Raw genomic sequence first — 24,612 nt, forward strand, 5'->3', positions numbered from 1 at the left:
CGCGGTATGAAAACTTTTTATAAAGTGACCACAACCCTAACCGTTGCCGCGCTTGTTGCCGTATTGATCATGATTTCTAAGGGTTTGGAGCATGCCGGGCCGTATGTGCTTACGTTTTTTGTACTGCTTGCCATAAGTCTTTGCGCTTCGCCAAAAACCAAAAGCTTTGCATATACAACGCTGATTTTTGGAGCAGCCGCCATGGCGCTTTACTATCCTGCGTTTTTTATCAGTTACGGCAATTTTAAATATGCCACGCTTATTATTCCGCTTATCCAACTCATTATGTTTGGGATGGGCACTTCTATGCATTATCACGATTTTCTCGGCGTTTTAAAATCGCCCGGGGGAATAATTATAGGGGTGGTGAGCCATTTTATCATTATGCCTTTACTGGGCTTCAGCATAGCTACACTTAGTGTGAAATTAACCGCAATGCCTGCCGAAATAGCAGCCGGTATTGTACTGATAGGCTGCTGCCCCAATGGTATGGCATCTAATGTGATATCCTATCTGGCTAAGGCAAATCTGGCTTTATCGGTTACTATAACCAGTATTTCCACGCTGCTTTCTCCGTTATTAACGCCGTTTTTAATGAATTTACTCGCCGGTCCGCTTATTAAAATAGATCCCTGGGCTATGGTAACAGATATCTTTAAAATGGTGATGATCCCTATTGCTTTAGGCGTGGTGTTTTCTTCGGTAGCTAAAGAACGTAGTGGTTGGCTAAAAAGGATAATGCCTTTTATTTCTATGGGCGGTATCATTGGCATTATCATTATTATAACTGCCGCGGGCCGGGACAGCCTGCTTAAAGTTGGCCTGCTGCTGGCTGTATTGGTATTGCTGCATAATATAGGCGGTTATTTACTGGGCTTTTGGTCGGCAAAGGCGTTGGGGATGGAAGAGCGTGACTGCCGTACCATTGCCATAGAGGTTGGAATGCAAAACGGTGGTATGGCCGCAGGTCTTGCCAAAGGCATGGGAAAAATTGCTACGCTGGGCCTGGCACCGGTTATCTTTTCAACTTTTATGAATATCACCGGCTCGTTATTGGCCTCGTACTGGCATAAAAAAAAGCCGGCACCCGGCCCAACGGCTGCTTCGCAAAACACAACTGAGCGTTGATGCAGCGCGGGTTTTTGCCACAAGCTTTTGTGTAAAAATCAACACTGTGTTTTTTTGGAAGACAAAGCAATTTGGTTTAGCATTCTTTGTACATAACCAAGTAACCTATTTGTTACATTTTTTAATAAACGAGTAACTACCGCACAAACGCAGGTAGCGCAAAATGGCTATGCATATATTTAAAACCACCAACAAAGTTATTGTAAAACATAACGGCCTGCTTTACAGTTCTCCGGATTGGAACTGGGATAGTTTTATAAATCGCGAAGCATTGTACAGCGAGGTTTTAAAAGATCTCCAAAACATTACGGCCAACCCTTTGCTGGCTCACGATCTGGAACACATAAGCACACCTATTGGTAGCCAGGAGATCTGGGCGTCGGGCGTAACCTATCTACGCAGTAAGGACGCCCGAATGGAAGAATCCAAAGATGCCGGCGGCGGCGATTTTTATGCAAGGGTTTACAGTGCCGAACGCCCTGAGATATTTTTCAAGTCTTCGGCCTCCCGAGCCGTGGGACCTGGCGGTAATGTTCGCATCCGGAAAGATTCGAAATGGAACGTTCCCGAGCCGGAGTTGGTGTTATTCATTTGCAGCGGGGGCACCATTGAAGGATATATGATAGGTAACGACATGTCATCAAGAGATATAGAAGGAGAAAACCCGTTATACCTTCCCCAGGCTAAATCATACGATGGCTCGGCAGCGATTGGCCCATGTCTTTATGTACCGGATACGGCTATTTCGCCTGACACCGAAATTCAAATTGAAATAAGAAGAGGGGACGATAAGGTGTTTGCTGAAGCGATTTTGATCAACAGGATGAAGCGTACCCACCACGAACTTGCCAATTACCTTTTTATGGAGATGTCATTCCCTGCGGGTGCATATCTAATGACCGGTACCGGCATAGTTCCGCCTGATTCCTTCACACTTAACTACGGCGATGTGATAGACATTTCCATAAGTAACATAGGTACACTTACAAACCAGGTGGGCAGGTAATTGCAACACAGCAACAAAATAAATTAAATATAAAAAAATATAAAATGTCACAGTTCAGAAGTGCCGATTGGTTTGGAAAAACAGGTAAAATGGGGTTTTTATACAGGAGCTGGATGAAAAATCAGGGCATGCCGACCGATCTTTTCGACGGCCGACCTGTTATCGGAATCTGCAATACATGGTCGGAGCTAACGCCTTGTAATGCACATTTGCGCGATCTTGCGGAATCTGTTAAACGCGGAGTTTATGAGGCCGGCGGTTTTCCCGTGGAATTTCCGATTATGAGTTTAGGTGAAACTTTGCTTAAACCTACAGCTATGCTTTTCCGCAACCTGGCCAGTATGGATGCCGAGGAATCGATACGCGGCAACCCGATAGATGGGGTTGTGCTGCTAACCGGATGCGACAAAACCACACCATCAACCTTGATGGGGGCCGCAAGCGTAGGCTTGCCCACTATCGTGGTTCCGGGTGGTCCGATGCTGAATGGTAAGTACCGGGGCGCTGATATCGGATCGGGTACGATAGTATGGCAGTTGACTGATGACCTCAAAATCGGTAAAATAACTAACGACGAATATCTTGCTGCAGAAAGCTGCATGTCGAGAAGCGCGGGGCATTGTATGACCATGGGTACGGCTTCTACAATGGCTTGCATGGTCGAGTCGTTGGGGATGTGTCTTTCGCAGGCCGCGGCCACCCCGGCGGTTGATTCAAGGAAAAAAGTATTGGCGCAGCTATCAGGCAGGCGTATTGTTGAAATGGTAAAGGAGGGATTAACGATATCGAAAATACTTACCCGTGCCGCCTTCGAAAACGCTATCAAAGTAAACGCGGCAATAGGAGGTTCCACCAATTTCATTATCCATCTTACAGCAATTGCCGGGCGTATCGGCGTAGACCTAAGCCTGGATGATTTCGACAGGCTGGGTAGCAAAATACCCTTGTTGCTCAACCTGATGCCTTCGGGAAAATACCTGATGGAAGATTTTTACTATGCAGGAGGGATGCCGGTTATTTTGAAGGAACTAAGCAGTGAACTGGACATGGATGCAATAACTGTAACCGGTAAATCGCATGCAGAAAATATAAAAGATGACGGGATTTGCTATAACAATGAGGTTATTGCAGGCTACCATAGCCCAATTATCCCCGAAGGGGGAATAGCCGTTTTAAAAGGGAACCTTGCCGTTAACGGTGCGGTTATCAAACCTTCGGCAGCCACACCGTCGCTGATGCAGCATACCGGCAGGGCCGTGGTTTTTGAAACTATTGAAGATTACCACGCAAGGGTTGACGAACCTGGGCTTGATATTGACGAAACCTGTGTAATGGTATTAAAAAACGTTGGCCCGGTAGGGTATCCCGGCATGCCTGAAGTTGGTAACATGGTACTGCCCAAAAAGCTGTTGGATAAAGGGATCACAGATATGGTAAGGATCTCGGACGGACGCATGAGCGGTACTGCCTACGGCACAGTTGTGCTTCATGTGTCGCCAGAATCGGCCGTTGGCGGTAACCTGGCACTTGTGGAAAACGGGGACCTGATACGCCTTGATGTACCCGCACGAAGGATAGACCTGCTTGTAGATGAGGCTGAACTGGAAAAACGGAGGCAGTTATGGAAACAACCTGCTTATCATACCGACAGGGGTTATGTATCCATGTACCAGCGCCACGTGCAACAAGCCGATAAGGGGGCAGATCTCGATTTCCTGGTAGGGAACTCCGGATCTGTTGTAACACGCGATTCGCATTAAATCAAGCTGATAACGATGACAATACTTGTATTGATCCTTTGTATTTTACTGCTTGTTGCGCTGATAACGTGGGTAAAGGTGAATGCTTTCCTCGCCTTTATCATTGTGGCATTGGTGGCAGGCTGTTGCTTCGGTATGCCTTTTACAATGGTTATTGCGTCAATAAACAAAGGACTGGGCGATACTTTAGGATCGGTAGCAATCATTATTGTACTGGGAGCTATGTTGGGTAAACTGGTTGCCGAAAGCGGTGCCGCGCAGCGCATAGCCCATTTTATGCATGATTTGTTTGGTGCCCGGTATGTAAGCTACGCCATGGCCCTAACGGGTTTTATTGTAGGTATTCCTTTGTATTATAACGTAGGTTTCATATTGTTAGTGCCCATTATTTTTTCGGTTGCTTACAGTTACCGTTTGCCATTGCTGTATGTTGGAATGCCCATGCTTACAGCTTTATCGGTAATGCATGGTTTTTTACCGCCGCATCCTTCGCCGATGACACTCATCAGCGTTTTTCACGCAGATGTAATAAAAACATTTGGTTACGGGCTTATCATTGCTATTCCCGCTATAATAATTGCGGGGCCGATATTTTCGGCTACCCTAAAAAAAGTAGGCCCTAACGTTTTTCAATTTGCCAATAGTCTGGTAAGCCTGCCTGCCGATGAGCTACCGGGTATTTTTAACAGCATATTCTCATCCCTTTTGCCTGTGGTACTGATTGGCGTGGCCTATTTGCTGCCTGTGCTTTTTGGTGAAGCGCATTTTGTGAAAAATGTGGCCTCATGGCTTGCAGAGCCAATTATTGCCATGTTGGTAACCATCATTATAAGCACCTATACGCTTGGGTTGCGTAAAGGCAAACCACTGGCAAAAATAATGGATGGCTACGTGTGTGCGGTAAAAGATATAGCCATGGTGTTGCTCATTATTGGCAGCGCGGGCGCGTTAAAGCAGGTATTTGTAGATGGCCATTTAAGTGATGCCCTTGCCGGCATGCTGATGAATAGCACTATACATCCCTTATTACTTGCCTGGCTTGCCACGGCTTGTTTACGGCTTTGCCTCGGCTCGGCCACGGTTGCGGGTATAACTGCCGCGGGAGTGTTATTCCCGATAGCTCATCATGCCGCCATTAACACCAATCTGCTGGTGCTGGCCATAGGGGCGGGAAGCCTGTTTGGCTCACACGTAAACGATACGGCTTTCTGGCTATGTAAAGAATATTTCAGGTTATCAGTAAAGCAAACGCTCGGCTCCTGGACTGTGATGGAAAGCCTGGTAGCTGTAATAGGGCTTGCGGGTGTTTTGCTGTTAGATTTTTGCTTTAAATAGATTATACCTACTAAATGTATATAAACCAATTTCAAACCCCAAAACCTGCGTAAACATGAAGAAAAAACTATACTAAAATCAAAAAAACGGCAGTAAAACGCTGCTTGGAACAAGCTCTTTCTCCATTACCAATTATTGAGAAGGTAGTTGAATTAAGATTAACCAATTGAATTAAACCTAAAATCATGGAAAAAAGAATCAAAGCATCTGGGATGATGCTGTCCATTGTAATAAGTGTTCTTTTTACACTTATGTGCGCAGCGGATGTACGGGCAGGAAATGCCGTCGGTGTTCGGACCAGCGTCGAAATTAATGTACAAACAGTTACCGGTAAAGTGCTCGACGAAAAGGGCAGCCCGCTTGCCGGCGTTAGCGTAAGCGAAAAAGGGACTAAGAATGGCGTAGTAACCGATGCAAACGGCAATTACAAGATCCAGGTAGCTGCCGATAACGCGGTTTTGTTATTCGGCTATGTGGGCTACAACCCTAAAACCGAGCCCCTCAACGGACGCAGCACGCTCAATGTTACACTGGAGCCAAAATCAACCACCATCAACGAGATAGTTGTAACTGCCTTAGGTATCAAACGTGAATCTAAAAAATTAGGCTATGCGGCGGAAAATGTACGCGTGGGCGAAATAACCACTAATCGGTCAACCAATTTTGTAAATTCGCTCGAGGGAAAGGTTGCTGGTTTGGATATATCTCCACCGGCAAGCGGTCCAGGAGGCAGTACCAAGATCAGGTTGCGCGGACAGTCTGCATTCCAGGGCGATAACGCGCCATTAATTGTATTAAATGGTCTTCCATTATCACAAAGCCCGTCAAGTACCAACGGTTACACACAATCGGTAGATCTTGGGGATAATATGCAGCAAATAAACCCCGATGATATTGAATCGATGACGGTATTAAAAGGGGCCACAGCTGCGGCGCTTTACGGGTCGAGAGCAAGTAACGGCGCGCTGATCATCACCACCAAAAGCGGTAATAAAAACAGCGGAATCGGCATTGAGTTCACCTCAAACTTTACGCAAAACCAGGCACTGGATTTTACCGACTTTCAGTACGAATATGGACAGGGCGAAAATAATGTGCGCCCCAAAACACAAGGTCAGGCACAAAGTTCGGGTGCATGGAGTTTCGGGGAGAAGTTTGATAATGCCCCCACCTTCCAGTTTGATGGAGTACAACGCCCTTACGCGCCCGAAAAAAACCGCATCAGCAAATTTTTCAGGCTTGCCAACGCGTGGACAAATACCATCGCGTTCTCCGGCGGTAACGATAAGGGCAGCTTCCGGTTTTCATACTCAAACCAGGATGCCCAAGGCATAATACCTAATAATGATTATCACAAAAAGATCTTCAACCTGGGGCTCAACTACAACTTCACACCTAAACTGTCGGCCCAAATCTATGTGAATTATGATCATGAGAATAACAACAACCCACCGGTAATTGGTATTCAGGGATCATCTGTTACCAATTATATCTACCGTTATTCAAACTCGGTTAGTTTGGATGTATTGAAGGCAGCTGCGGTTGATGCCAATGGGAACGAAACGCCCACATCACGTTTCACTACCCTTACCAACCCGTACTGGATCATGAACAAGCAATTTACAAAGCAAACTAAAGACCACCTTTTAGGTACTGCAACCCTGCGCTACCAGTTTTTTGATTGGCTTTACTTGCAGGGCCGGGTGAATATGGAATACAGTACATCATATTATGAGCAAAATGCACCAACCGGAACCCTGGCAAATGCAGCTGCGCCTGTTGGCCTCTATAATGGCAGCTATAACTCAAATGACAATACTTACCGCGCGCTGAATGCCGATTTCTTATTAGGCGGCGGACACAAATGGGGGCCATTTTCTTTTGATGCCACGGTGGGTGGAAATACCTTCCCCTCTTCATCGCAAGGATATACAGTTACCGCCACAAATTTCTATGTCAGGGATTTTTATACTCTTGGAAACGGTGTAACCAATACGTCGGCCTTTGCGGTTTCCAAATCAACAGTAAACTCGCTTTATGGAACCGCCGAGTTTGGCTATAAATCGTATTTGTTTTTAAATGTAACCGGCCGTAACGACTGGTTCTCCGTGCTAAGCCCTGAACATAACCATTATTTTTATCCATCGGTAAGTGGTAGTTTTGTTTTTTCGGAGTTTTTAAAGAATCCACCTTCATGGCTAACGTTCGGAAAAATCAGGGCGACCTATGCCAACGTGGGTAGTGCTAACGGTATTAGCCCTTACAGTAATTCGCTTACCTTCACACTTTCACAAAACGCGTTCAATGGTATTCCGCTGGGGAGTATCAGCAACGTAACCACGCCAAATCAGTCAATCAAACCATACAGCGTAAAAGAAAAAGAAATCGGGCTCGAACTGCGCATGTTTAACAGCCGGGTGAACCTGGACATTGCTGCATATGATAAGCATACCACTAACCAGATCTTAAGCGTTGCTATTTCCAACGCGTCGGGCTATACCGGTACCATTGTAAACCTTGGCGAGTTGCAAAACCGGGGTATGGAGTTTTTGCTGGAGTTAGTACCTATCAGAAGACCGAATTTTACCTGGCGTTCAGCATTTAATACAGCCATAAATTCGTCTAAAGTTTTAGCGCTGGCTAACGGTCAAAAACAATTGACACTGGGTGCAGGAGAATTCTTCGGCTCCATTGTCGATCAGGTTGGTCTGCCGTTAAATCAGATACAAGGATCAACTTACCGCCGGGATGCCAATGGTAAAATCATTGTATCGGGTGGTAAACCAGTGGCAAGTACATCTCCTGCGCTTTTTGGCAGTGCATTGCCCAAAGCTACAGGCGGTTGGGTAAATACATTTACTTACAAGAGGTTTACCCTGATGGCACATATTGATTATAAAAAAGGTGGTAAAATATTGTCAAGTTCCAACCTGAATTTCCTGCGCGAAGGTTTGTCAAAAGAATCGCTGGTTGGCAGGGAAGGAGGCGTAAAGTTTGATGCGGTGAATGCCGATGGCACGCCTAACACTACCGCAGTGAACGCTGAAGACTTTTATGCCAATTATCGCTCGCAGGGCATCCTGGATCCGTTCGTTTATAAATCAGACTTTATCAAGTTGAGAAACCTTTCGGTTAGCTATGACTTTTCGAAGATGATGAAAGCTAAATTTATAAAAGGGCTGGTGCTTTCTGCAGTATGCCACAACGTGCTCGTCATTAAAAAGTATACACCAAATATCGATCCGGAGGCCATCTCTTCAAGTGGTGATATTTTAACCGGTTACGAGCAAAGTTCGCTACCTACAACGCGGACTTATGGATTTAACCTAAACGTCAAATTTTAAAAAAGCACGATCATGAAAAATTATATAAAGATCATACTGTCTGCTGCCTGCCTATTTGCTGCAACAGGTTGCGATAAAGGATTCAGAGAGTTAAATGTTAATCCCAATAACACTACCAGTCTCGACCCGGTGTTTTTGTTTTCCAATGCGGAAGTTTTAACGTATGCAGCATTAATGGAAACTGAACCTACGGTTGTTCAGCAGTTTATTGATCCTTTTGGCGGGGTTACCTCGGCATTTAACTTCAACGTATTAAATCAAACCTATACGGTGATGCGGTGGAATAACGCTTATCCAAATACCATAAAATTACTTGAACACATTTTGCCGGATTTAAAAGGAAACGCTTCGCGGTCTAATTTGTACAACGAAACCAGGATATGGCGGGCTTATAATTATATGATGCTGGTAGATACTTATGGCGATGTGCCATACAGCCAGGCGGGGCAGGCTTACCTCAATTCTGCCTTCCTGCCCAAATACGATAAGCAACAGGATATTTATGCTGATCTGGTAAACGAACTGACAACGGCCACCGCAGCATTAGATCCTGCGAAAGATCTTGTTAAGGGAGATGTGTTTTATGGAGGAGATGTTTCGCAATGGAAACGCCTGGGTTATTCACTGTTGCTGCGTATAGGTATGCGTTATTCTAAAATAGATGCAGGCAAGGCAAAAACTATTGTGCAGGCCGCGGTTACCGGGGGGGTAATGCAATCTAACGCGGATAACTGTTACCTTAAATACAACAATGCATATCCTAACCTGGTTACGCAGCAAATTCAGCAGTTAACCAACACCTACTATCTTGCCGAGCCGTTTATTACACAATTAAAATCTACCGGCGACCCAAGGCTGAAGTACATCTCGGCCATGTATGCCGACCCGGGAAAAGCATTGTCCCTTACGCCTGATACAGTATCAGCCAACCAGTTTGGGTTGCCTATAGGCTACGATAGCGGTACACTACCAACAGCACCGGGATTTCGCGGCGTGAGCGGTTCTGGATTCAAATATTCGCAGGTGAATTACAGCGTATTTGGTAAAATAACGGCGCCGCAATTTTTCGTAACATATGCACAAACGCAGTTGTTGTTGGCCGAGGCTGCTTTCAGGGGATACATTACAGGTACGGCAAGTACCTATTACAACAACGGTGTTAAGGCGGCTATGGATCAATTTACCACCTACGACGCTACTGCTGTCATTAACAGCGATGCACAAAACGCCTATTTAAACAACCCGACAATTGCATATTCTGATGCCAATGCTTTGAAACTGATCAATACCCAGTATTGGATAACTTCATTTGGAAATGGTGCTGAAACCTGGGCTAATTTCAGGAGAAGCGGTTTCCCGGCATTATCGCCAAACACATATCCCGGCAAGCAAATTAAAGGCAGTTTCGTTCGCAGGTACACTTACCCGCAAACCGAGTCGGCCATTAATGCTGATAATTACCGGGCAGCCGTAGCCAGCATAGGCACCGATGACCTGGATACACCTGTATTTTGGGATAAATAATTATACCCTGTTAAAACTTCAATACCCTGGCACCCAAATGGCGCCGGGGTATCAGATGGTATAACGATGTATCTGTTAATAATTTTATGCAGCCTGCATTTTCATTCAGATCAGCAAGATTATTTTACGGTAATCCGGTACTAAGGCTGCTAATATCTCTGTGTTTTGTACATGGGGTATTTTCACCCGATTGGAATAAAAGCAATCTGGTGTGTTGTGCCAAAAGTTTACTGATTTATTCCATCATTAGTCCGTAATTACATCAATTTCAGAATAACCCACCGCGTCGCTATTTTGCGTATTTGCCAGGGCACGCAATTTTATAAAACGGGTTTTGATAGTGGATAAGCCACAACACCTTGACCCCGTACGGCCAAAGTGCGATTGCTCCATTATCATTCTGATTCTGAAGCTAATTAGTAATGGTCTTTTATGTGATCGTAGTGTTTGGTTATCGAACACTACAATTTTTTTATAAATCAGGCGCTTACATTTTTGCGACTCAGTGAGATGAAGCGCTTCCTATTTATAAAACATCTAATTATTGAGGGATTAAATAGCCAAACCAAAATCTATCGATTTATAAAGCTAATTAAGAGTAGTCTCTTATTGGATCGCAGCTCAAATTAGCTATTGATTCGAGCCCAGTTAGGGGAGGGGTTTTTAATTTAAATAAGATTTTCTTAGCCGTTCTGTCAATTCATAGTCGCCTATCTTTGATTTAGTGGTTTTCAAATCGAGACGCTTTTTACCCGAGTTATTTGTTGAGTATATAATTGGCGAGATACGCAAGCGTAAGTAAGCCGAACACATACATGGTGATCAGATAAACACACCCTTTCCAATTGGAGAATTTGATCTTTTCCATTTTTAAGGTTAGTCTGAAAAACGTGCTGCAGGTATAAACAAAAGCGTACCATAGTCGCTTTCGCAAATGAATTAATTTGATAAAGGAATTCCTTATCCCATATAAGCGCGCTGCTCTGTGCAAAATGGGGCTCTTTTCACTATTCCAGAAATAATTGATCGCTTTAAGTCTTGGCACATTGTCCATTTCGTAAACCTCTTGATTCAGGAAGTTTACGATGAAAAAATCAATGAGCGTAAAGATCAAGATGAAGAGGAATGTCCAAGAGAATATGCGCTCCTTAGCATAGCCGAATTGCCACCAATAATAAAAGAATGTCCCGATCCATGGTAGATGCACTTTATCGAATAGAAAGAAATGATATTCTATATCCAAAGTTTTATAACTCTCTACCTGGCCATGTTCATCAAAATTTTTTAGAAGCTGTCGGTAAGTAGCCTGCTTATCATCATCCGTACTTAGATCATCTTTCCTGCCAGTATTGAAGGCCAGTCTGAAATGGACATAATCCATCCTGATCTTTGCGATATTGCTGTTACGGAGGTTGATATAATGGATTTTAAAAGTTTTTTTGACAGAATCATAATCACCATTCCTGTAAAACTCGGCTTTTGTCAGGTCGATCACAGAATTCAACGAACTAACATTAGAGAAATTCAAAGTATCAGGCAATTTGCAGCCTATAAAGGTCATGTTGCTTTTTGCCCCCAAATTGGTGTAAGATAAGTCTAAAAAACTACCGAGATCCGCAAATTCGAAATGGACATCTCCCAAAAACTTGTTCCCACTCAAATCTGTCAGCAAACTTGACCGAAAAAGTGTATGGTCAAAATGTACTGATCTAATAAAAGTGTTGCCTGATATTTGCAGCGCACCGTAAAATTCAGCGTTACTGAAGTTTACGGGTTCATTAAAGGTGTTAACATTTAGGATAGTAGTTGGCGGGAGAATAATATCTTGAAAGTTAAAATAGGTATTCACTTTGACACCCATCATACTCACCGGGATATGAATCTTTAACTTCTTTTCCTGATTAAGTTGTGTCGTGTCAGCATCCTCATAATTCTTTGTTCGTAAAAGCTTGACTACAGTACCTCCACTTGCATGCACATAAGGAGACTTCGAACCTAGATGCACGACAATTTGGTCGTTTTGGGCGAAAACTTTGAAGCCTCCCAAGCATACTATGATTATGACGCAAAAAGGTCTAATAAGCTTCTTAAAAGAAATAGAATGATAGTTAAAAGGCACGGCTATGACAGATTTAGATAAAAACTAATATAACATTTTATCTGCAATAGAAAAACTGCCTTAGGCGCTTACAATTTCTCGCTTTAATTCGGATCACCTCTACAATACAGTACGCTGCAAAAAAAGGTATTAAATACTTTTATTGCGTTGAAAGGATTGCTGCATGTGTTCAATTACTACCACTATCCACGTTATTGGGAACGGTAATGACTCAAACTCGACGACACGAAGCAAATTTATGCCATTTCCACTTCAGAAATGAGTGCGTTAACACGAGCTTTTATAAAGATTTTACGGAAAAAGTGTGAACTGCTCACGCATTTGAAGCCGTTATTGTGATTAAAACGTATGGCTTTATAATTATTGGACATTAATTTTAATTCAACGTTCTTTTGTTCCCGTTTAATTATTTCGCTAAATAAGATGTTTCCATAGCCTTTACCATGATATTTTGCCGGGATGATAGTAAGGTCTCGTGTTATTAATCTAAGTTCAAACCTTTTACTAAAGCCGCCTTCTTTAGTATAACAACTAAATCCTACGATCTCATTGTCCTGCTTGTCGAATAGTAGAATAATTTCTGTATTGTTTTTTATGCGTGCCGATGTGGTTAAATAAAATGTTTCCAACCAATTGTAAAAATTCTCGTGTGTTTTATGATCTGGAACTTCTACATCATAGAAATCTTCATTATGGTTATGCTGTAGAAGGATTTCTTTGATTTTATCAATCATGTTTTCCTCCATAGGAATCACTTCAAGGTGATCAGGTAAATTATTGATTTCTTTAAAATGATTTCTTTGCAGGAATAAATTCATACTCGTGCCAATAAATTGATAATTGGTTTTGCAAAATGCTGAAATTCCGTTGTAGTCCGAAGCGTTGACTTTTGCTTTTAAATATTCTATGTCATTGATTTTTATTTCATCTCTCAAAACCTCTGCTTCAAAATATTCGAGAGCTATTGATGCTTTTTCGGTGAAATTGAATAACGGATTGTATTCGTAATAATTTAAGCCAAAATTTCTGCTTCTGGCTTCGCTTTTTTGTAAACCGATGATTGCTAATAAATCATCGTCATTATCGGTGATCTGCCAAACTTTACCACCATTTTTGACACGATTTTTGATGTTATTTATCTTAAATTCCAGAAATTCATCAATGTTTATATTCGACTTAATGGACTTTAAATAAAAATTTTCCAGATCATACTTTGCCAATAAGGCTTTGATCTTATCGTGTGGAAATCTGAGGAGGTCTAATCGTTGAATTTTCATGATCAATAGTTTAAATTTTATCTTTCCAAAATTTCTTCCATGGGGCAAGGTCGTTCGTGTGCTTTAAATAAAAATCTCTAAACTCCATTTCCGAGTTTATATCGGCAGTTAAATTTTCCAAGGGTGCTTTATTAAACAATTTCAAAGGGTTTATCGCGACATGTTCGTTATCGCGTACAAACTCAAATTGTAAATGTAAATGTGGTACGACACCCAATTTGTTGCCAGTATCCCCGAGTGTTGCAATGTTGCTGCCGGCATCAATACCTTTATTTGCTGGCTCCAAAGATTTAGATACAAATTCTCTTAGGATTTTTTGAGCCAATCCAAATTTTACGTCAATCGTATGGCAATGCATATACAATGATTGAAAAGTAAATCCATCACGTGTCCTAATGTCAGGGTGTTTGATGATCAAGTATTTACCATTTATGTTAGCTTCTCCGGAATATTCTAACAATCCGTGATAAACACTTTGAATTGGACAGGCAATCATATCGGTGATGTCTATGCCGATATGGTAGTATTTTGGCTGGAAGTTTATGGGGTGCCACCTAAAACCGAAATAACCAAAATAGGGGTTAATCTTATCTGACAAATTTCCAATAGGTTCGGTCAATTTATAAGACTCATAAAACTGCAAGTAAAACTCATCCCAATATACCTGATGGGATATATCACTGACCAGATGCCGCTTATCAGCGTTAGTGTATCCTGGCCGACGGACCGTCTTGCTGATTATTTCAGGTAATTCTGCCATTTATAAATACTTTAACAATTAATTCTCGGATAAATCGATCTAAAGCCCTCGTATCATTAGGCTTTAATAACGTTGTTGTTTTTTGTTAAAATTAATCAACAATATTTATATTTGAAAATATAAGTGTTTGATATTTAGCAATAAATAGTAATTTACAAAAATTTACGAAAATTTATGATTGTAGAGTATTTAAGAAAGATTACAGACAAAAAACTGCTTTTAAATCTGTCAAGCGAGGTGATACGGTATATTATTGAACAGTTAGATGATTGCAATCAAAAGAAGATCGCCTTTGCGATAGATGTTTCGACAGCTACAATAAATGCAATGGCCAATGGAGAAAAAAAAGATACAACTGTTAGTACGAAATTAATTCGAAGAACGCTTATCGCTATTATAACCGAATACCACGTTCATTTTGATGTAGATAATAAAACAATAGTTGGCTTAGGCGTTAACGATCTGCGAAAACCGAGTAATGACGAACCAACTTTTTTCTCTACGCCATACGGAAATCGTTGGAAAATTATTGTTCATATCAAACACTTTAACAGGAAGCGGCAGGATGTCGGGATTAGATATTTGCATATCAAATCGAGAAAGAAAGCTGAATTTTTGGTTGGGCTTGAAAGACAAGATGATTATGAGGGGAACTATAGTTTAACGATGGATGGGAAACAGGTGATCTTTGATTTGGTAACGAAAAAAGGGGTAAAAAAAGAGGTTTATCTGCGATTTTGTATAGGCAACTCCAATGCTGCCCCGCAGATCATGGAAGGTTTCCTGCTCCATTCCAAAAGTGACGACAACTCAATGTCGGGATATACTGTAATTGCTGAAAATATATCTTCCAAATCTAAAAAGGCCGGTAAAGCCCGGTTAATCTCTTTCGAACAATTTCAAAAAAGCAATAAAATCGCTGCAGAGTTCTTCACACTGCGAAATACGGCGATTCATTGTCATTCAGGGGTTTATTCCTATAATGAACTGGATGATTTAAACCTTAGAAGAAAAGAGTTCATAAATAGAAAAGAGCCTAAACAATAATGCAAGCCAAGAAAGCTTTGCAGTTAAATCGCCGAAATTTAAATTCATATTATAGTTCAACTAAAAGCGTTTCATAGACTATTTAATCTAAACCAAGACAGGTATATACGGCTTGGTTTTATTGACATTGCTATCTTGATTAGCTGTTTTTTTTGAAAGATTGCCATTTTCTTAAAATTATTATATAATATCGTGATAATTATCAAAAATGTCATAGCCATTATCCCATAAATTTGCAATTCTATTCAAATCATCAAATAGGTTTCTAGAAAAATATGTAACTTCGGGAGCAAAAAATAGAAAGCCTTACAGAAATGTGGGGCTTTTTTTATGAAATAAATTTCTGAATACTTAGTTCGGTTAGTGCATCCCGACCTTAGTCGGGAGGGTCGCTGGTTCGAGCCCAGCCTCAGGAATTATTAATTTCAGCCCTATCCGACTAAACTCGAACTATTTTATTCAAAATCTGAAGGCTTTGACGACATTTTAAGATCAAGTTTGTCGGAGTACAATTCTTATTTAGACTGCGTTATACTTTAGCTCCAATTGAGAACTTTTTGAACTCTTTTTTTCTGAATCTAAATTTTTTAGCGGGTTAAAGCGATTATAGTCAATTGTTAATCATTTCGCAAACTTTGTACTGGGTTTGCCAGCGCAGCTTTGATGGCCGTATAGCCTACCGTTGCCCATGCTACAAGGATTGAACCTGTTATAGTTATTAAAAACACCGCAGGGCCTAAACTGATCCGGTAGGCATATTGTTGTAACCAATTATGCATTAAATACCAGGCGACGGGCGACGCGATCAGAAACGAGATCCCGATCAGTAAAGTAAACTCACGTGATAACAGGATCAGTATAGCGCTGACAGGTGCGCCGAGTACTTTGCGTACGCCAATTTCCTTTTTTCGCTGCACGGCCATAAATGTTGCTAACCCATATAAACCCAAACAGGAAATGAATATGGCAACGGAGGCGAAAAGCTTGTAAAGCTGTGATATTTGAGTTTCCTGCCGGTAAAAAGCGTCGATATCATCGTCGAGGAAGCTGTTTGTGAACGCGAAATCGGGATAGTATTTGCTCCATAGCTTTTCCATTGCGGCTATAGCAGTCTTTGCCTGCGCCAAATTCAACTTAACGCTGACCATGCCATAGCCCCGCTTGTCGGTTGTTAATACCACGGGGACCATGCTGAAGCGAAGGGGGGCAACATGAAAATCTTTCACAATACCCACAATTGGCCGGTTAGTGCCATTCACAATAATCCTCTTTCCTATGGCGAGCTGAGGATCACGGTAGCCCAGCTTACGGGTAACATTTTCGGTTACCACAAATTCGCGGCTCGTATCTGAGTTAGCGTACGGGCGGCCCGCGATAAACTGCAAATGAAAAAGGTTAAAAAATCCAGTGTCGGTCATTTTATAAGCAATGGCCATATCGGGTGCTTTGCCTGCATTGTCAGGCGTTCTCAAATCCATGAACCAACGACCGCCGATAGGGGCTCCTGTACCGAAGCTCACTTTTTCTATACCCGGTATTTTTATCAATTCGTTGCGTAAAACGGATTGGTTGGCAAGGCCGACGCTGTCCTGTGGTAGTTGGGCGTTTAAAATAGCTTCCTTGCTAAAACCCATATCAGCGGTATTAACATAAGTCATTTGCGATACCATTACCAGTGTAACAATGATAAGGGCCTGTGCTACAAAAAACTGGAAAACAACCAGGCCGCGGCGCAGTGAAATACCGCCTTGCTCTGCGGAAAATGTACCTTTAAATACCCGCGCCGGGTTAAAGCCCGATAGCAGGAAGGCCGGGTAAAACCCGGCTAAAAGAATTACTGCGACCAGTGCAGACAGAAGGAAGAAGATCATATTACCCTTGTACAAGGCGGAAGCAGTAAGGTGGATATCCAGCAGGCTGTTGATAGCTGGCATAAAGAGCAGGGTAACCGCCAATGCCATCAAAAATGCGAAACAGCTTACGAGGGTAGTTTCACCCAAAAAATGAAAAATCAGTTGGCGGCGGCTACTGCCCAGTACCTTACGCACGCCAACTTCCCTGGCGCGGTTTACGGCTTGTGCAGTGCTCAGGTTAATGAAATTCACACATGCTACAATCAATAAAAAAATGCCGATGGTGCTAAGTGCAATGATCAGGTTTTCGCTGAAAACGCGGCCATCGAATGTCCCGTAACGCGCATCAAAGTGCATTTCGTTCAGCGGCTGTATCGAAAGAAAATAACGTGGGTCAACAGGCCTTATAAATTGATCTGAGTACTCCTTAAGCCGGCGTTTAAATTGTGCAGGTGAATCGCTTTCATTCAATTGTACAAAGCAGTAATTGTCTTCTTCAATATAGCCCCAGTCATTCATGAACCTTTTCAGTTCAGGATAATTTTGATGTGTAGCGTAGGATAGTACCGCTTTAATCGGGAAATCGGTATTGGCAGGCATGTCTTTTAAAATACCGCACACCCTCATTTGTACGCCATCCATCCTCAACAATTTCCCCATAGCTTGCTGCCAATGCCCGAAATATTTATCGCCCATGCTCTTCGTCAACAAAACGTTGCCAGGTACTTTGAGAGCGTTCCGGTACTCGCCTGCTACCATCGGAAAACTAAACATCTCAAAAAATTGTGGCTCAGCGAAAAATATTCCGCGTTCTTCTCTGAATCTTTTTACAGCACCATTACCATTTATAATAACCTGCACAAATTCATCAGGCACAATAGCTCCTGCATTGGCCAATTGCGGAAAATTGCTCCTTAAACTCGGGGCGACTGGAAACGGCACACCCATCCGGTAGCTTTCATGTTCGGTGCTGCGAGGGACGCGGATCAAACGAAATAACTGGTTTTTATGGACATGAAACTGGTCAAAACTTTGTTCATAATGAACTACAAGGAAAATAAGCAGGAATGTCGCAAAACCTACAGTTAACCCGGCAATGTTTGTTGCCGAGTAAGTTTTATGACGAATAATATTGCGCCAGGCGATCTTTAAATAATTTCTAAACATATAGCTGTGGTTTAGCTTGTTGTGAGACCACTGTGGTATTGTCTCATGTTTCGAAATTACCGCCGCAGATTTAGACTGATATGTCAAATTATAAAATGGGAGTTCTTTTTTATATTCCGCAGGCGTTTTTCCCTTCAACTCTTTGAATATGCGGTGAAAGGTGCTTTGCGAGTTAAAGCCGGAATCATAGGCGAGCCCCATCAGTGTTAAATGGTTATAAGCAGGGTTCTGCATTTTTTTTGCCACCTCAGCCACACGATATTCATTGATGAAATCATTAAAGTTTTTTTTGAGAGCGGTATTGATAATCCGCGATAGTTCATGCGCCGTCAGATCAAGTTTGTCAGCCAGCGAGACTAAACTTAATTCCGGATCCTGGTAATAGCAGTTCTCCATCATTACGCTCTTTAGCCAGGCCCCTTTTTGCCTCAGATCTATTGGTAATGATGGTTTCGTAATCAGTGCGTCTTCCTTCTTTGCGGCCTCCGGTCTTAAATGGGCTACTACCGCAATCCAGATGATGTTTCCGATTAATAAGATATACAGCGGAAAATAAATACTTATACCTGATGGATAATAATGATGCACCACTGTAAAGGGTATCCACAAAAGCCATAAGAGCCCAAAAACGGTCAGCAAGCGATGCAGCCAGCGCAATTGATACCGGTAGCGGTCACTCATTACATTAAATTTGAGACCTTGATAATACCTTTTTATTAATCTAATAGACAGATACAGGTAGATCATCACCGATATAAACGCCAATACCGGCAATTTCGGACTCAGTTGCTTAAATGCCAACTGAACACTTAGCTCCAGCAACAACGAGCTGAAATGCAAAAAGTCCTTGGATCCAAACTTAAATTCCGGGCGGGTTATTTTGAGGACATAAAAGTAAATCAGAGGCCCTAACGCCATCGAGAATTGGGGCGATATATAAGTCCCGTCGGGAAAAATGGCTGCCAGTCCTATGTCAATCGCCAGAATGCGGGCTGCCCATAGCACAATAATCCCCAAGGCTAACGCTAAATACTTATTAGCAGAATCATTAACGCGCTTGCTGAACCCTAAAAGTAGGGAGTAATTTATTCCAATGATGATCACAACCAGAAAAGCCAGGTCAAAGAGGGTAATATGGAATAAGTATGGCTTCAATCGTCTTTAGCAGTTCAGTGTCTTTCCCGAATATATAAAATTGAATTATATGCTCGCTAATAGATTTTTGTATGTAGACAAACCTCCTGTAATTAATAATAAACCCGACAGTACTCTAACTTGAAACGAACGGTTCGAAAAACGCACAGTAAGTGTTTGCTAACAAAGCTCTAATGAACTTAAAACGCGTATTTGCTCAATTAATTGGTTCGAATTCCGCCCAGTCTGGGGAGCTGAAAAAGTTGAGTAGTACTCTAAACTACTCAACTTTTTTAGTTATAAATCTACTGGGGATGAATCAGATTTATCCTAGTAGATTTAGGTTCTTAATTTTCGAATGGGTTGATCAGTCAGTGGTCAATACGTTTTCAACCAGTCTTTGTCTGCCGCACGAGCCAAAAGATGATTCACTTTAATTAAACCAGTATTTTTAAATAAAGACGCAACTTAAATTCCCTTCAGGTTAAAAGCCAGATTATTTTAAAGAAAAACTACGGAAAATTTGTTTTTATAAATATTTTCCTTTTACTTTATGGAAAATATTTCTCTAAAAATATTTTCCAACCAATTATAATGATGAAAACCGAAATTCTTGAAGTTTCACTTCGGCAATTCCTGCAATACGGAATCCGGGACACCTCCGTTCAAAAGATTGTGGATGGCCTTGGTATTTCGACCAAAACGTTTTATAAATATTTTAAGAACAAAGAGGAGCTTTTAGCTGATGCTCTGGACCTGTACTTTAACCAGCAATATCAGGATTTCAGGAAGTTAAACGTGGCCCAAAATGCCGCTGCACGCTTCTTCGATATTTGGTTAACGTCAATTGACGTTTCGTATCAGGTCAACAAAGTTTTCTTCCATGACCTGTATTACTATTATCCGGATTTAGCCGCCAGGAGTAATGCGACAAACAGCGGAAGGTTTACGCCTGAGTTCTTAAATGTTATTAACCGGGGTATTAAGGAAGGGCTGTTTAGAAAGGATATTATACCCGAAGTTGTGCTTGAAAGCATTTTTGTATTGTATACCGCTGTTGTTCGTGCAGAACATTTTAAGGCATTTAATTTATCACCTTACGACTTACTGCTAAATACCATTGCCTTGGCTATCAGAGGTATTTGTACGCATGAGGGGAGCATTGCGCTCGATGAGCAGATCAGCATACGAAGCCTATAGGCTAATAATAAAAAAACCGTAACAGAATATTCACTTAAACAGATAATATGGATAAATAAATACCGCAAAAAAAGAACCGGTAATGCTGCAAACATTACCGGTGATATCTTAACCAACCAAATAACCGATTATTTTATTAATTAAAATTCCCTAAAATTATGAAAAAAACACTTACTCACAAACGTGTTTGGTGTAAACTCGCGAAAAAAGTGCTTGTGCAAGCAGCGTTTGCGATACTTTGTTGCCTTCCTGCTTTCGCCCAACAGCAGGTAAAAGGTACAGTTACTGATGAGAAAGGCAATCCGCTGCCAGGTGTAACCATCCATGTAAAGGACGGCAAAAGCAGCGCGTCGACAGATTCTAAAGGTGAGTTTACCATATCAGTTCCATCACCCTCATCCGTGTTGATGTTCTCAATGGTCGGCTATAAGACTGCCGAACAAACCGTTAAAGCAGGCAGCTCAGTAACCATAAGGCTTACAGATAACGTAAGCGAGCTGCAGCAGATTATTGTAACCGGTGTGTTCGATTCAAGAAAACGACTCGATGCATCTATAGCCATCTCTACAATCAGCGCCCAGCAAATAAAAATTCAAACGCCTCAAAGCGCAGCTGATCTGTTGAAGAATGTTCCTGGTGTGTATGTCAATTCATCTGCCGGCGAAATCCGTAACCAGGTTGCCGTAAGGGGTACGCCTACCTCGAACGACGTCTCAATTGGTTATTTCTATGTATCCATGCAGGAAGATGGCCTGCCCGTTACCAATTTTACCGGGGCTAATTATGGTCCTGATTATTTTTTGCGCGCAGATGCCACAACTGCAAGAGTAGAAGCGGTACGTGGCGGATCAGCTTCAATTACAGGCTCTGATGCCCCCGGCGGCCTTTTTAACTATACCTCCAAAATGGGCGGGGCTAAATTCGCAGGCGAAGCCATCGTTAAATATGGACTGGAAGGAAATTCTAATCCTTATTATCGTGCCGATTTGAATATTGGCGGCCCCTTAAATAAAACGGGCGACCTAACCTATGATATAGGTGGATTTTACCGCTACAGCGATGGGGCCAGATATGCAGGCTATCCCCTGAATAAAGGTGGACAATTGAAATTTAACATGGTTAAAAAGTTCGGTACGGGACGTATCAAGTTATATGGTAAATTCCTTGACGATAAGAATGGCTATTTTGACTTTCTTCCTTTTACAGGTTATATCAATCCACAACCGGCAGCCGATTTTTCCAACAACGTTACTTTGGCCGGTCCGACAAGCCAAACGCTGGATTTTAAGTACACGCCTGATGGAAAAGTTAACCATTTTCAGCCATCAAACCTCATCCATAACCTGGATAGGGCAATTGGGTTGGAATATCAGCAAAGCCTGGGAAATAACTGGTCAATTACTAATAACTTTAAATACAGCAACAAGGAAGCAACCTGGAATGCTGCTGCACCCCTTGGCATCCTTTCTGCCGATGGTATCCTCTTTTATGGCTTGCAGGGCTTAGCCGGTAAATTCGGAACCTATAATTTTACAGACCTTACCACAGGGCAAAAAATGCTTACCGTAGTACAGTCCCCAAACCTGTCGCCGACGGGCCAGTTTTTAGGCATTAATTTCACCAAGACTTATAACCAGTTGCCCAACGGCCAGGTGCAATCGGCCCCGGTTTTATTTGAACTAGCCAATGCGCTGCATAATAAAGTTAAGGAGGTAATGGAGCAGTTCAGCGTGCGCAAGGTGGTGGGTAAAACAACTTTTAATGCCGGTGTTTATGTCGGTCATTCCAATATCAGCTTTGTAAAAGGTTATGCCGGTCAGTCCTTTACTACCCTTGAAGATAAGCCGCACCCTTTGGGCTTAACCTATACTAACTTTTCGGGCGCGGTTACCAAGGTTACTGACGCCAACGGCTTTACTGCTTACGGCTCGGGGTACGGCAGTAGTGCTATTACGAACAACAGGTTTGACGCTTTCTTCGGCCAGTCGTCCCCGTTAACAGACCGCCTTACGCTCGATTATGGATTCAGGTATAACTATAATCAATTTACAGGTTCGTCCAATAATGCGGTAATTGATGCCAACGCAACCGCAGCGGGCGGTTATGATAACAACTTACTCACCTATTATGATAACAACGTTTACGTAAGCAATACGCCGTTTAACATTAACAAAACAGTAAAAAGCTTATCCTATTCGGCAGCGCTGAATTATAAATTTTCGGAAGAACAGGCAATCTATGTACGCTACTCTGAAGGCCGCAAAGCGCCCGATCTGCAATCGGTCACCGCGGTTAGCTCCCAGGCGCAGGCAGATGCGGTATCGTTTATCCCGATCCACGTTGTGCAGGCCGAACTTGGGTATAAGGTTCAGAAAGGAGGTTTCACCGGGTATTTTACACCATTTTACAGTGATATTTCGAATAAACCGACTTTCGACTATACACAGGACGTACAGGTTAATACTTACTATTATACCAAGGCCGTATTTAGTGAACAACGCACTATTGGGGTAGAAATGGAAAGCGTTTTTAACATTGGCAACCATATTAACGTCCGGGGTGCTGTTACCCTGCAACATGCAACTTCGGTGGTAGAACGGCACTGGAATGTAGGCAAGCCCGGCCCCGACGATGACCAGGTTGTGGAAACGCGGGGCGGAAAGGTAGGCCTGACGCCTGCCGTGCTGACAAGTATCACCCCTTCGTACCGGTTAAATAAATTTATGACTTCTCTCGGATGGAGGTACGTCGGTTCCTCTGCTGCAAATGCTGCAAATGCATTTACCCTACCCGGATATAGTACATTTAACTACCAGGCCGGGTATCAGCTTTCGTCAAGGCTTTATGCTAATCTCAATATCAATAATGTGTTTAATTCCATTGGTGTGACAGGTTGGTATGCTCCCGGAGGATTTCCCGGTAACTTATCGCCCGAGGCTTTAACTAAGGCACAGGTTGCTGCGAATCCTAACGCAACATATGGCGCAAGGCCAACACAACCAAGATCATATTTTTTAAGCCTTTCCTATAATTTTAACTGAGTATAAATATAAGATAACGAGCATATGAAAGTAAAAGGAAAGGTGGTTTTGGTTACCGGTGGTGGTAGCGGCATTGGCCGGGAGCTGGTGTTGAATCTGCTGTCAAAAGGGGCAAAGGTAATTGCTGTCGATATCAATTTGCCTGCATTGCAGGAAACCTTAGCGCTTAGCGGAACGTCTGATGCCAACCTGGGCCTATTCGCGGTAGATATTACCGACAGTGCTGCGGTTGGTGAACTGGTTGGGAACGCTATTGAAAAAAATGGCTATGTAGATGCTATTATCAATAACGCCGGGATAATTCAGCCTTTTGTTGATTTAAAAGATCTCGACTATAAGACCATTAAAAGGGTAATTGATGTCAACTTATATGGAACGCTGTTTGTCACCAAGGCTTTTTTACCACACTTACTGAACAGAGCTGAGGGACATATTGTCAACGTTTCCAGTATGGGCGGATTTTTGCCGGTTCCGGGTCAAACTGTCTATGGCGCAACGAAGGCAGCCGTTAAGTTGCTCACAGAAGGACTTCACTCAGAACTGCAACATACCAATGTACATGTGACTGTAGTTTTCCCCGGCGCTGTGGCTACCAATATCACAGCGAATTCAGGCGTCACGATGAATATGAGCATGGCACAAAAAAGTAATCAGGTATCCGCGGAATCGAAGGTCCTAACGCCGGCAAAAGCGGCGGAGATCATTGTCAGGGGGATAGAAAATAATGATTACCAGGTATATGTAGGTTCTGATTCGAGGTTCCTGGGTATTTTTAACAGGATCAGTCCAAAAACTGCAGCTTCTTTTATCAATAAGCAAATGAAAAAGTATGGGATTACCAGTCAGTAACAAAGCTTTATCGCCTGGCCAATGCGCTGCTGATACAATTAATTGAAGAGTCGTGAAGCAATCACAAC

At 42.4% G+C, this 24,612-nt stretch carries 14 protein-coding genes; 10 read left to right on the forward strand and 4 right to left on the reverse strand.

Annotated elements, in window-relative coordinates; genetic code table 11:
- Positions 1–6 precede the first annotated feature (6 nt).
- The 6 genes from AC59JO_RS06055 to AC59JO_RS06080 all read left to right on the forward strand — a co-directional run bounded on the left by AC59JO_RS06055 (position 7) and on the right by AC59JO_RS06080 (position 10,097).
- A complete protein-coding gene (locus AC59JO_RS06055; protein ID WP_497304080.1) occupies positions 7–1,128 on the forward strand; it encodes a bile acid:sodium symporter family protein in 1,122 nt (373 codons plus the stop codon).
- A gap of 169 nt (positions 1,129–1,297) precedes the next feature.
- Complete coding sequence (locus AC59JO_RS06060) at positions 1,298–2,134, forward strand: fumarylacetoacetate hydrolase family protein (protein WP_497304082.1); 837 nt, start codon at positions 1,298–1,300, stop codon at positions 2,132–2,134.
- Positions 2,135–2,178: 44 nt separating this feature from the next.
- Positions 2,179–3,894, forward strand: a complete 1,716-nt coding sequence (locus tag AC59JO_RS06065) for an IlvD/Edd family dehydratase (RefSeq protein WP_497304084.1) — start codon at positions 2,179–2,181, stop codon at positions 3,892–3,894.
- A gap of 15 nt (positions 3,895–3,909) precedes the next feature.
- Complete coding sequence (locus AC59JO_RS06070; protein WP_497304086.1) at positions 3,910–5,229, forward strand: gluconate:H+ symporter; 1,320 nt, start codon at positions 3,910–3,912, stop codon at positions 5,227–5,229.
- Between the two features lie 185 nt (positions 5,230–5,414).
- Positions 5,415–8,573 (forward strand): SusC/RagA family TonB-linked outer membrane protein, encoded by a 3,159-nt coding sequence (locus AC59JO_RS06075; RefSeq protein ID WP_497304088.1) that lies wholly within the window; start codon positions 5,415–5,417, stop codon positions 8,571–8,573.
- 12 nt (positions 8,574–8,585) lie between these two features.
- The gene (locus AC59JO_RS06080) at positions 8,586–10,097 is read left to right on the forward strand and encodes a SusD/RagB family nutrient-binding outer membrane lipoprotein (protein WP_497304090.1); all 1,512 of its coding nucleotides are present in this window, start codon (positions 8,586–8,588) and stop codon (positions 10,095–10,097) included.
- Positions 10,098–10,854: 757 nt separating this feature from the next.
- Here the strand turns inward: AC59JO_RS06080 and AC59JO_RS06085 are convergent.
- The 3 genes from AC59JO_RS06085 to AC59JO_RS06095 form a co-directional block, all read right to left on the reverse strand.
- Complete coding sequence (locus tag AC59JO_RS06085; RefSeq protein ID WP_497304092.1) at positions 10,855–12,216, reverse strand: hypothetical protein; 1,362 nt, start codon at positions 12,214–12,216, stop codon at positions 10,855–10,857.
- Between the two features lie 236 nt (positions 12,217–12,452).
- Positions 12,453–13,493: a GNAT family N-acetyltransferase gene (locus AC59JO_RS06090; protein ID WP_497304094.1), complete on the reverse strand. Its 1,041-nt coding sequence runs from the start codon at positions 13,491–13,493 to the stop codon at positions 12,453–12,455.
- 10 nt (positions 13,494–13,503) lie between these two features.
- On the reverse strand, positions 13,504–14,253 hold the full coding sequence (locus tag AC59JO_RS06095; RefSeq protein ID WP_497304096.1) for a M23 family metallopeptidase: 750 nt from the start codon (positions 14,251–14,253) through the stop codon (positions 13,504–13,506).
- 174 nt (positions 14,254–14,427) lie between these two features.
- Here AC59JO_RS06095 and AC59JO_RS06100 point away from each other — a divergent pair, with 174 nt between their 5' ends.
- Complete coding sequence (locus AC59JO_RS06100) at positions 14,428–15,300, forward strand: hypothetical protein (RefSeq protein WP_497304098.1); 873 nt, start codon at positions 14,428–14,430, stop codon at positions 15,298–15,300.
- 617 nt (positions 15,301–15,917) lie between these two features.
- Here AC59JO_RS06100 and AC59JO_RS06105 read toward each other — a convergent pair.
- Positions 15,918–19,475 (reverse strand): ABC transporter permease, encoded by a 3,558-nt coding sequence (locus AC59JO_RS06105; RefSeq protein ID WP_497304100.1) that lies wholly within the window; start codon positions 19,473–19,475, stop codon positions 15,918–15,920.
- Positions 19,476–20,051: 576 nt separating this feature from the next.
- On the opposite strand from AC59JO_RS06105, the gene AC59JO_RS06110 reads away from it, so the two are divergent.
- From AC59JO_RS06110 to AC59JO_RS06120, 3 genes are all read left to right on the forward strand, one after another.
- On the forward strand, positions 20,052–20,654 hold the full coding sequence (locus AC59JO_RS06110; protein ID WP_497304101.1) for a TetR/AcrR family transcriptional regulator: 603 nt from the start codon (positions 20,052–20,054) through the stop codon (positions 20,652–20,654).
- Between the two features lie 158 nt (positions 20,655–20,812).
- The gene (locus tag AC59JO_RS06115) at positions 20,813–23,695 is read left to right on the forward strand and encodes a TonB-dependent receptor (RefSeq protein WP_497304103.1); all 2,883 of its coding nucleotides are present in this window, start codon (positions 20,813–20,815) and stop codon (positions 23,693–23,695) included.
- A 24-nt stretch (positions 23,696–23,719) separates the two neighbouring features.
- A complete protein-coding gene (locus tag AC59JO_RS06120; RefSeq protein WP_413668279.1) occupies positions 23,720–24,544 on the forward strand; it encodes an SDR family NAD(P)-dependent oxidoreductase in 825 nt (274 codons plus the stop codon).
- Positions 24,545–24,612 lie beyond the last annotated feature (68 nt).

The sequence above is a fragment of the Mucilaginibacter sp. A5337 genome, from assembly GCF_059690695.1.

Bases quoted from the DNA above. Each gene is read 5' to 3' on its own strand.
- AC59JO_RS06055 (WP_497304080.1), top strand. From the start codon at position 7: ATGAAAACTTTTTATAAAGTGACCACAACCCTAACCGTTGCCGCGCTT.
- AC59JO_RS06060 (WP_497304082.1), top strand. From the start codon at position 1,298: ATGCATATATTTAAAACCACCAACAAAGTTATTGTAAAACATAACGGC.
- AC59JO_RS06065 (WP_497304084.1), top strand. From the start codon at position 2,179: ATGTCACAGTTCAGAAGTGCCGATTGGTTTGGAAAAACAGGTAAAATG.
- AC59JO_RS06070 (WP_497304086.1), top strand. From the start codon at position 3,910: ATGACAATACTTGTATTGATCCTTTGTATTTTACTGCTTGTTGCGCTG.
- AC59JO_RS06075 (WP_497304088.1), top strand. From the start codon at position 5,415: ATGGAAAAAAGAATCAAAGCATCTGGGATGATGCTGTCCATTGTAATA.
- AC59JO_RS06080 (WP_497304090.1), top strand. From the start codon at position 8,586: ATGAAAAATTATATAAAGATCATACTGTCTGCTGCCTGCCTATTTGCT.
- AC59JO_RS06090 (WP_497304094.1), bottom strand. From the start codon at position 13,493: ATGAAAATTCAACGATTAGACCTCCTCAGATTTCCACACGATAAGATC.
- AC59JO_RS06095 (WP_497304096.1), bottom strand. From the start codon at position 14,253: ATGGCAGAATTACCTGAAATAATCAGCAAGACGGTCCGTCGGCCAGGA.
- AC59JO_RS06100 (WP_497304098.1), top strand. From the start codon at position 14,428: ATGATTGTAGAGTATTTAAGAAAGATTACAGACAAAAAACTGCTTTTA.
- AC59JO_RS06110 (WP_497304101.1), top strand. From the start codon at position 20,052: ATGAAAACCGAAATTCTTGAAGTTTCACTTCGGCAATTCCTGCAATAC.
- AC59JO_RS06115 (WP_497304103.1), top strand. From the start codon at position 20,813: ATGAAAAAAACACTTACTCACAAACGTGTTTGGTGTAAACTCGCGAAA.
- AC59JO_RS06120 (WP_413668279.1), top strand. From the start codon at position 23,720: ATGAAAGTAAAAGGAAAGGTGGTTTTGGTTACCGGTGGTGGTAGCGGC.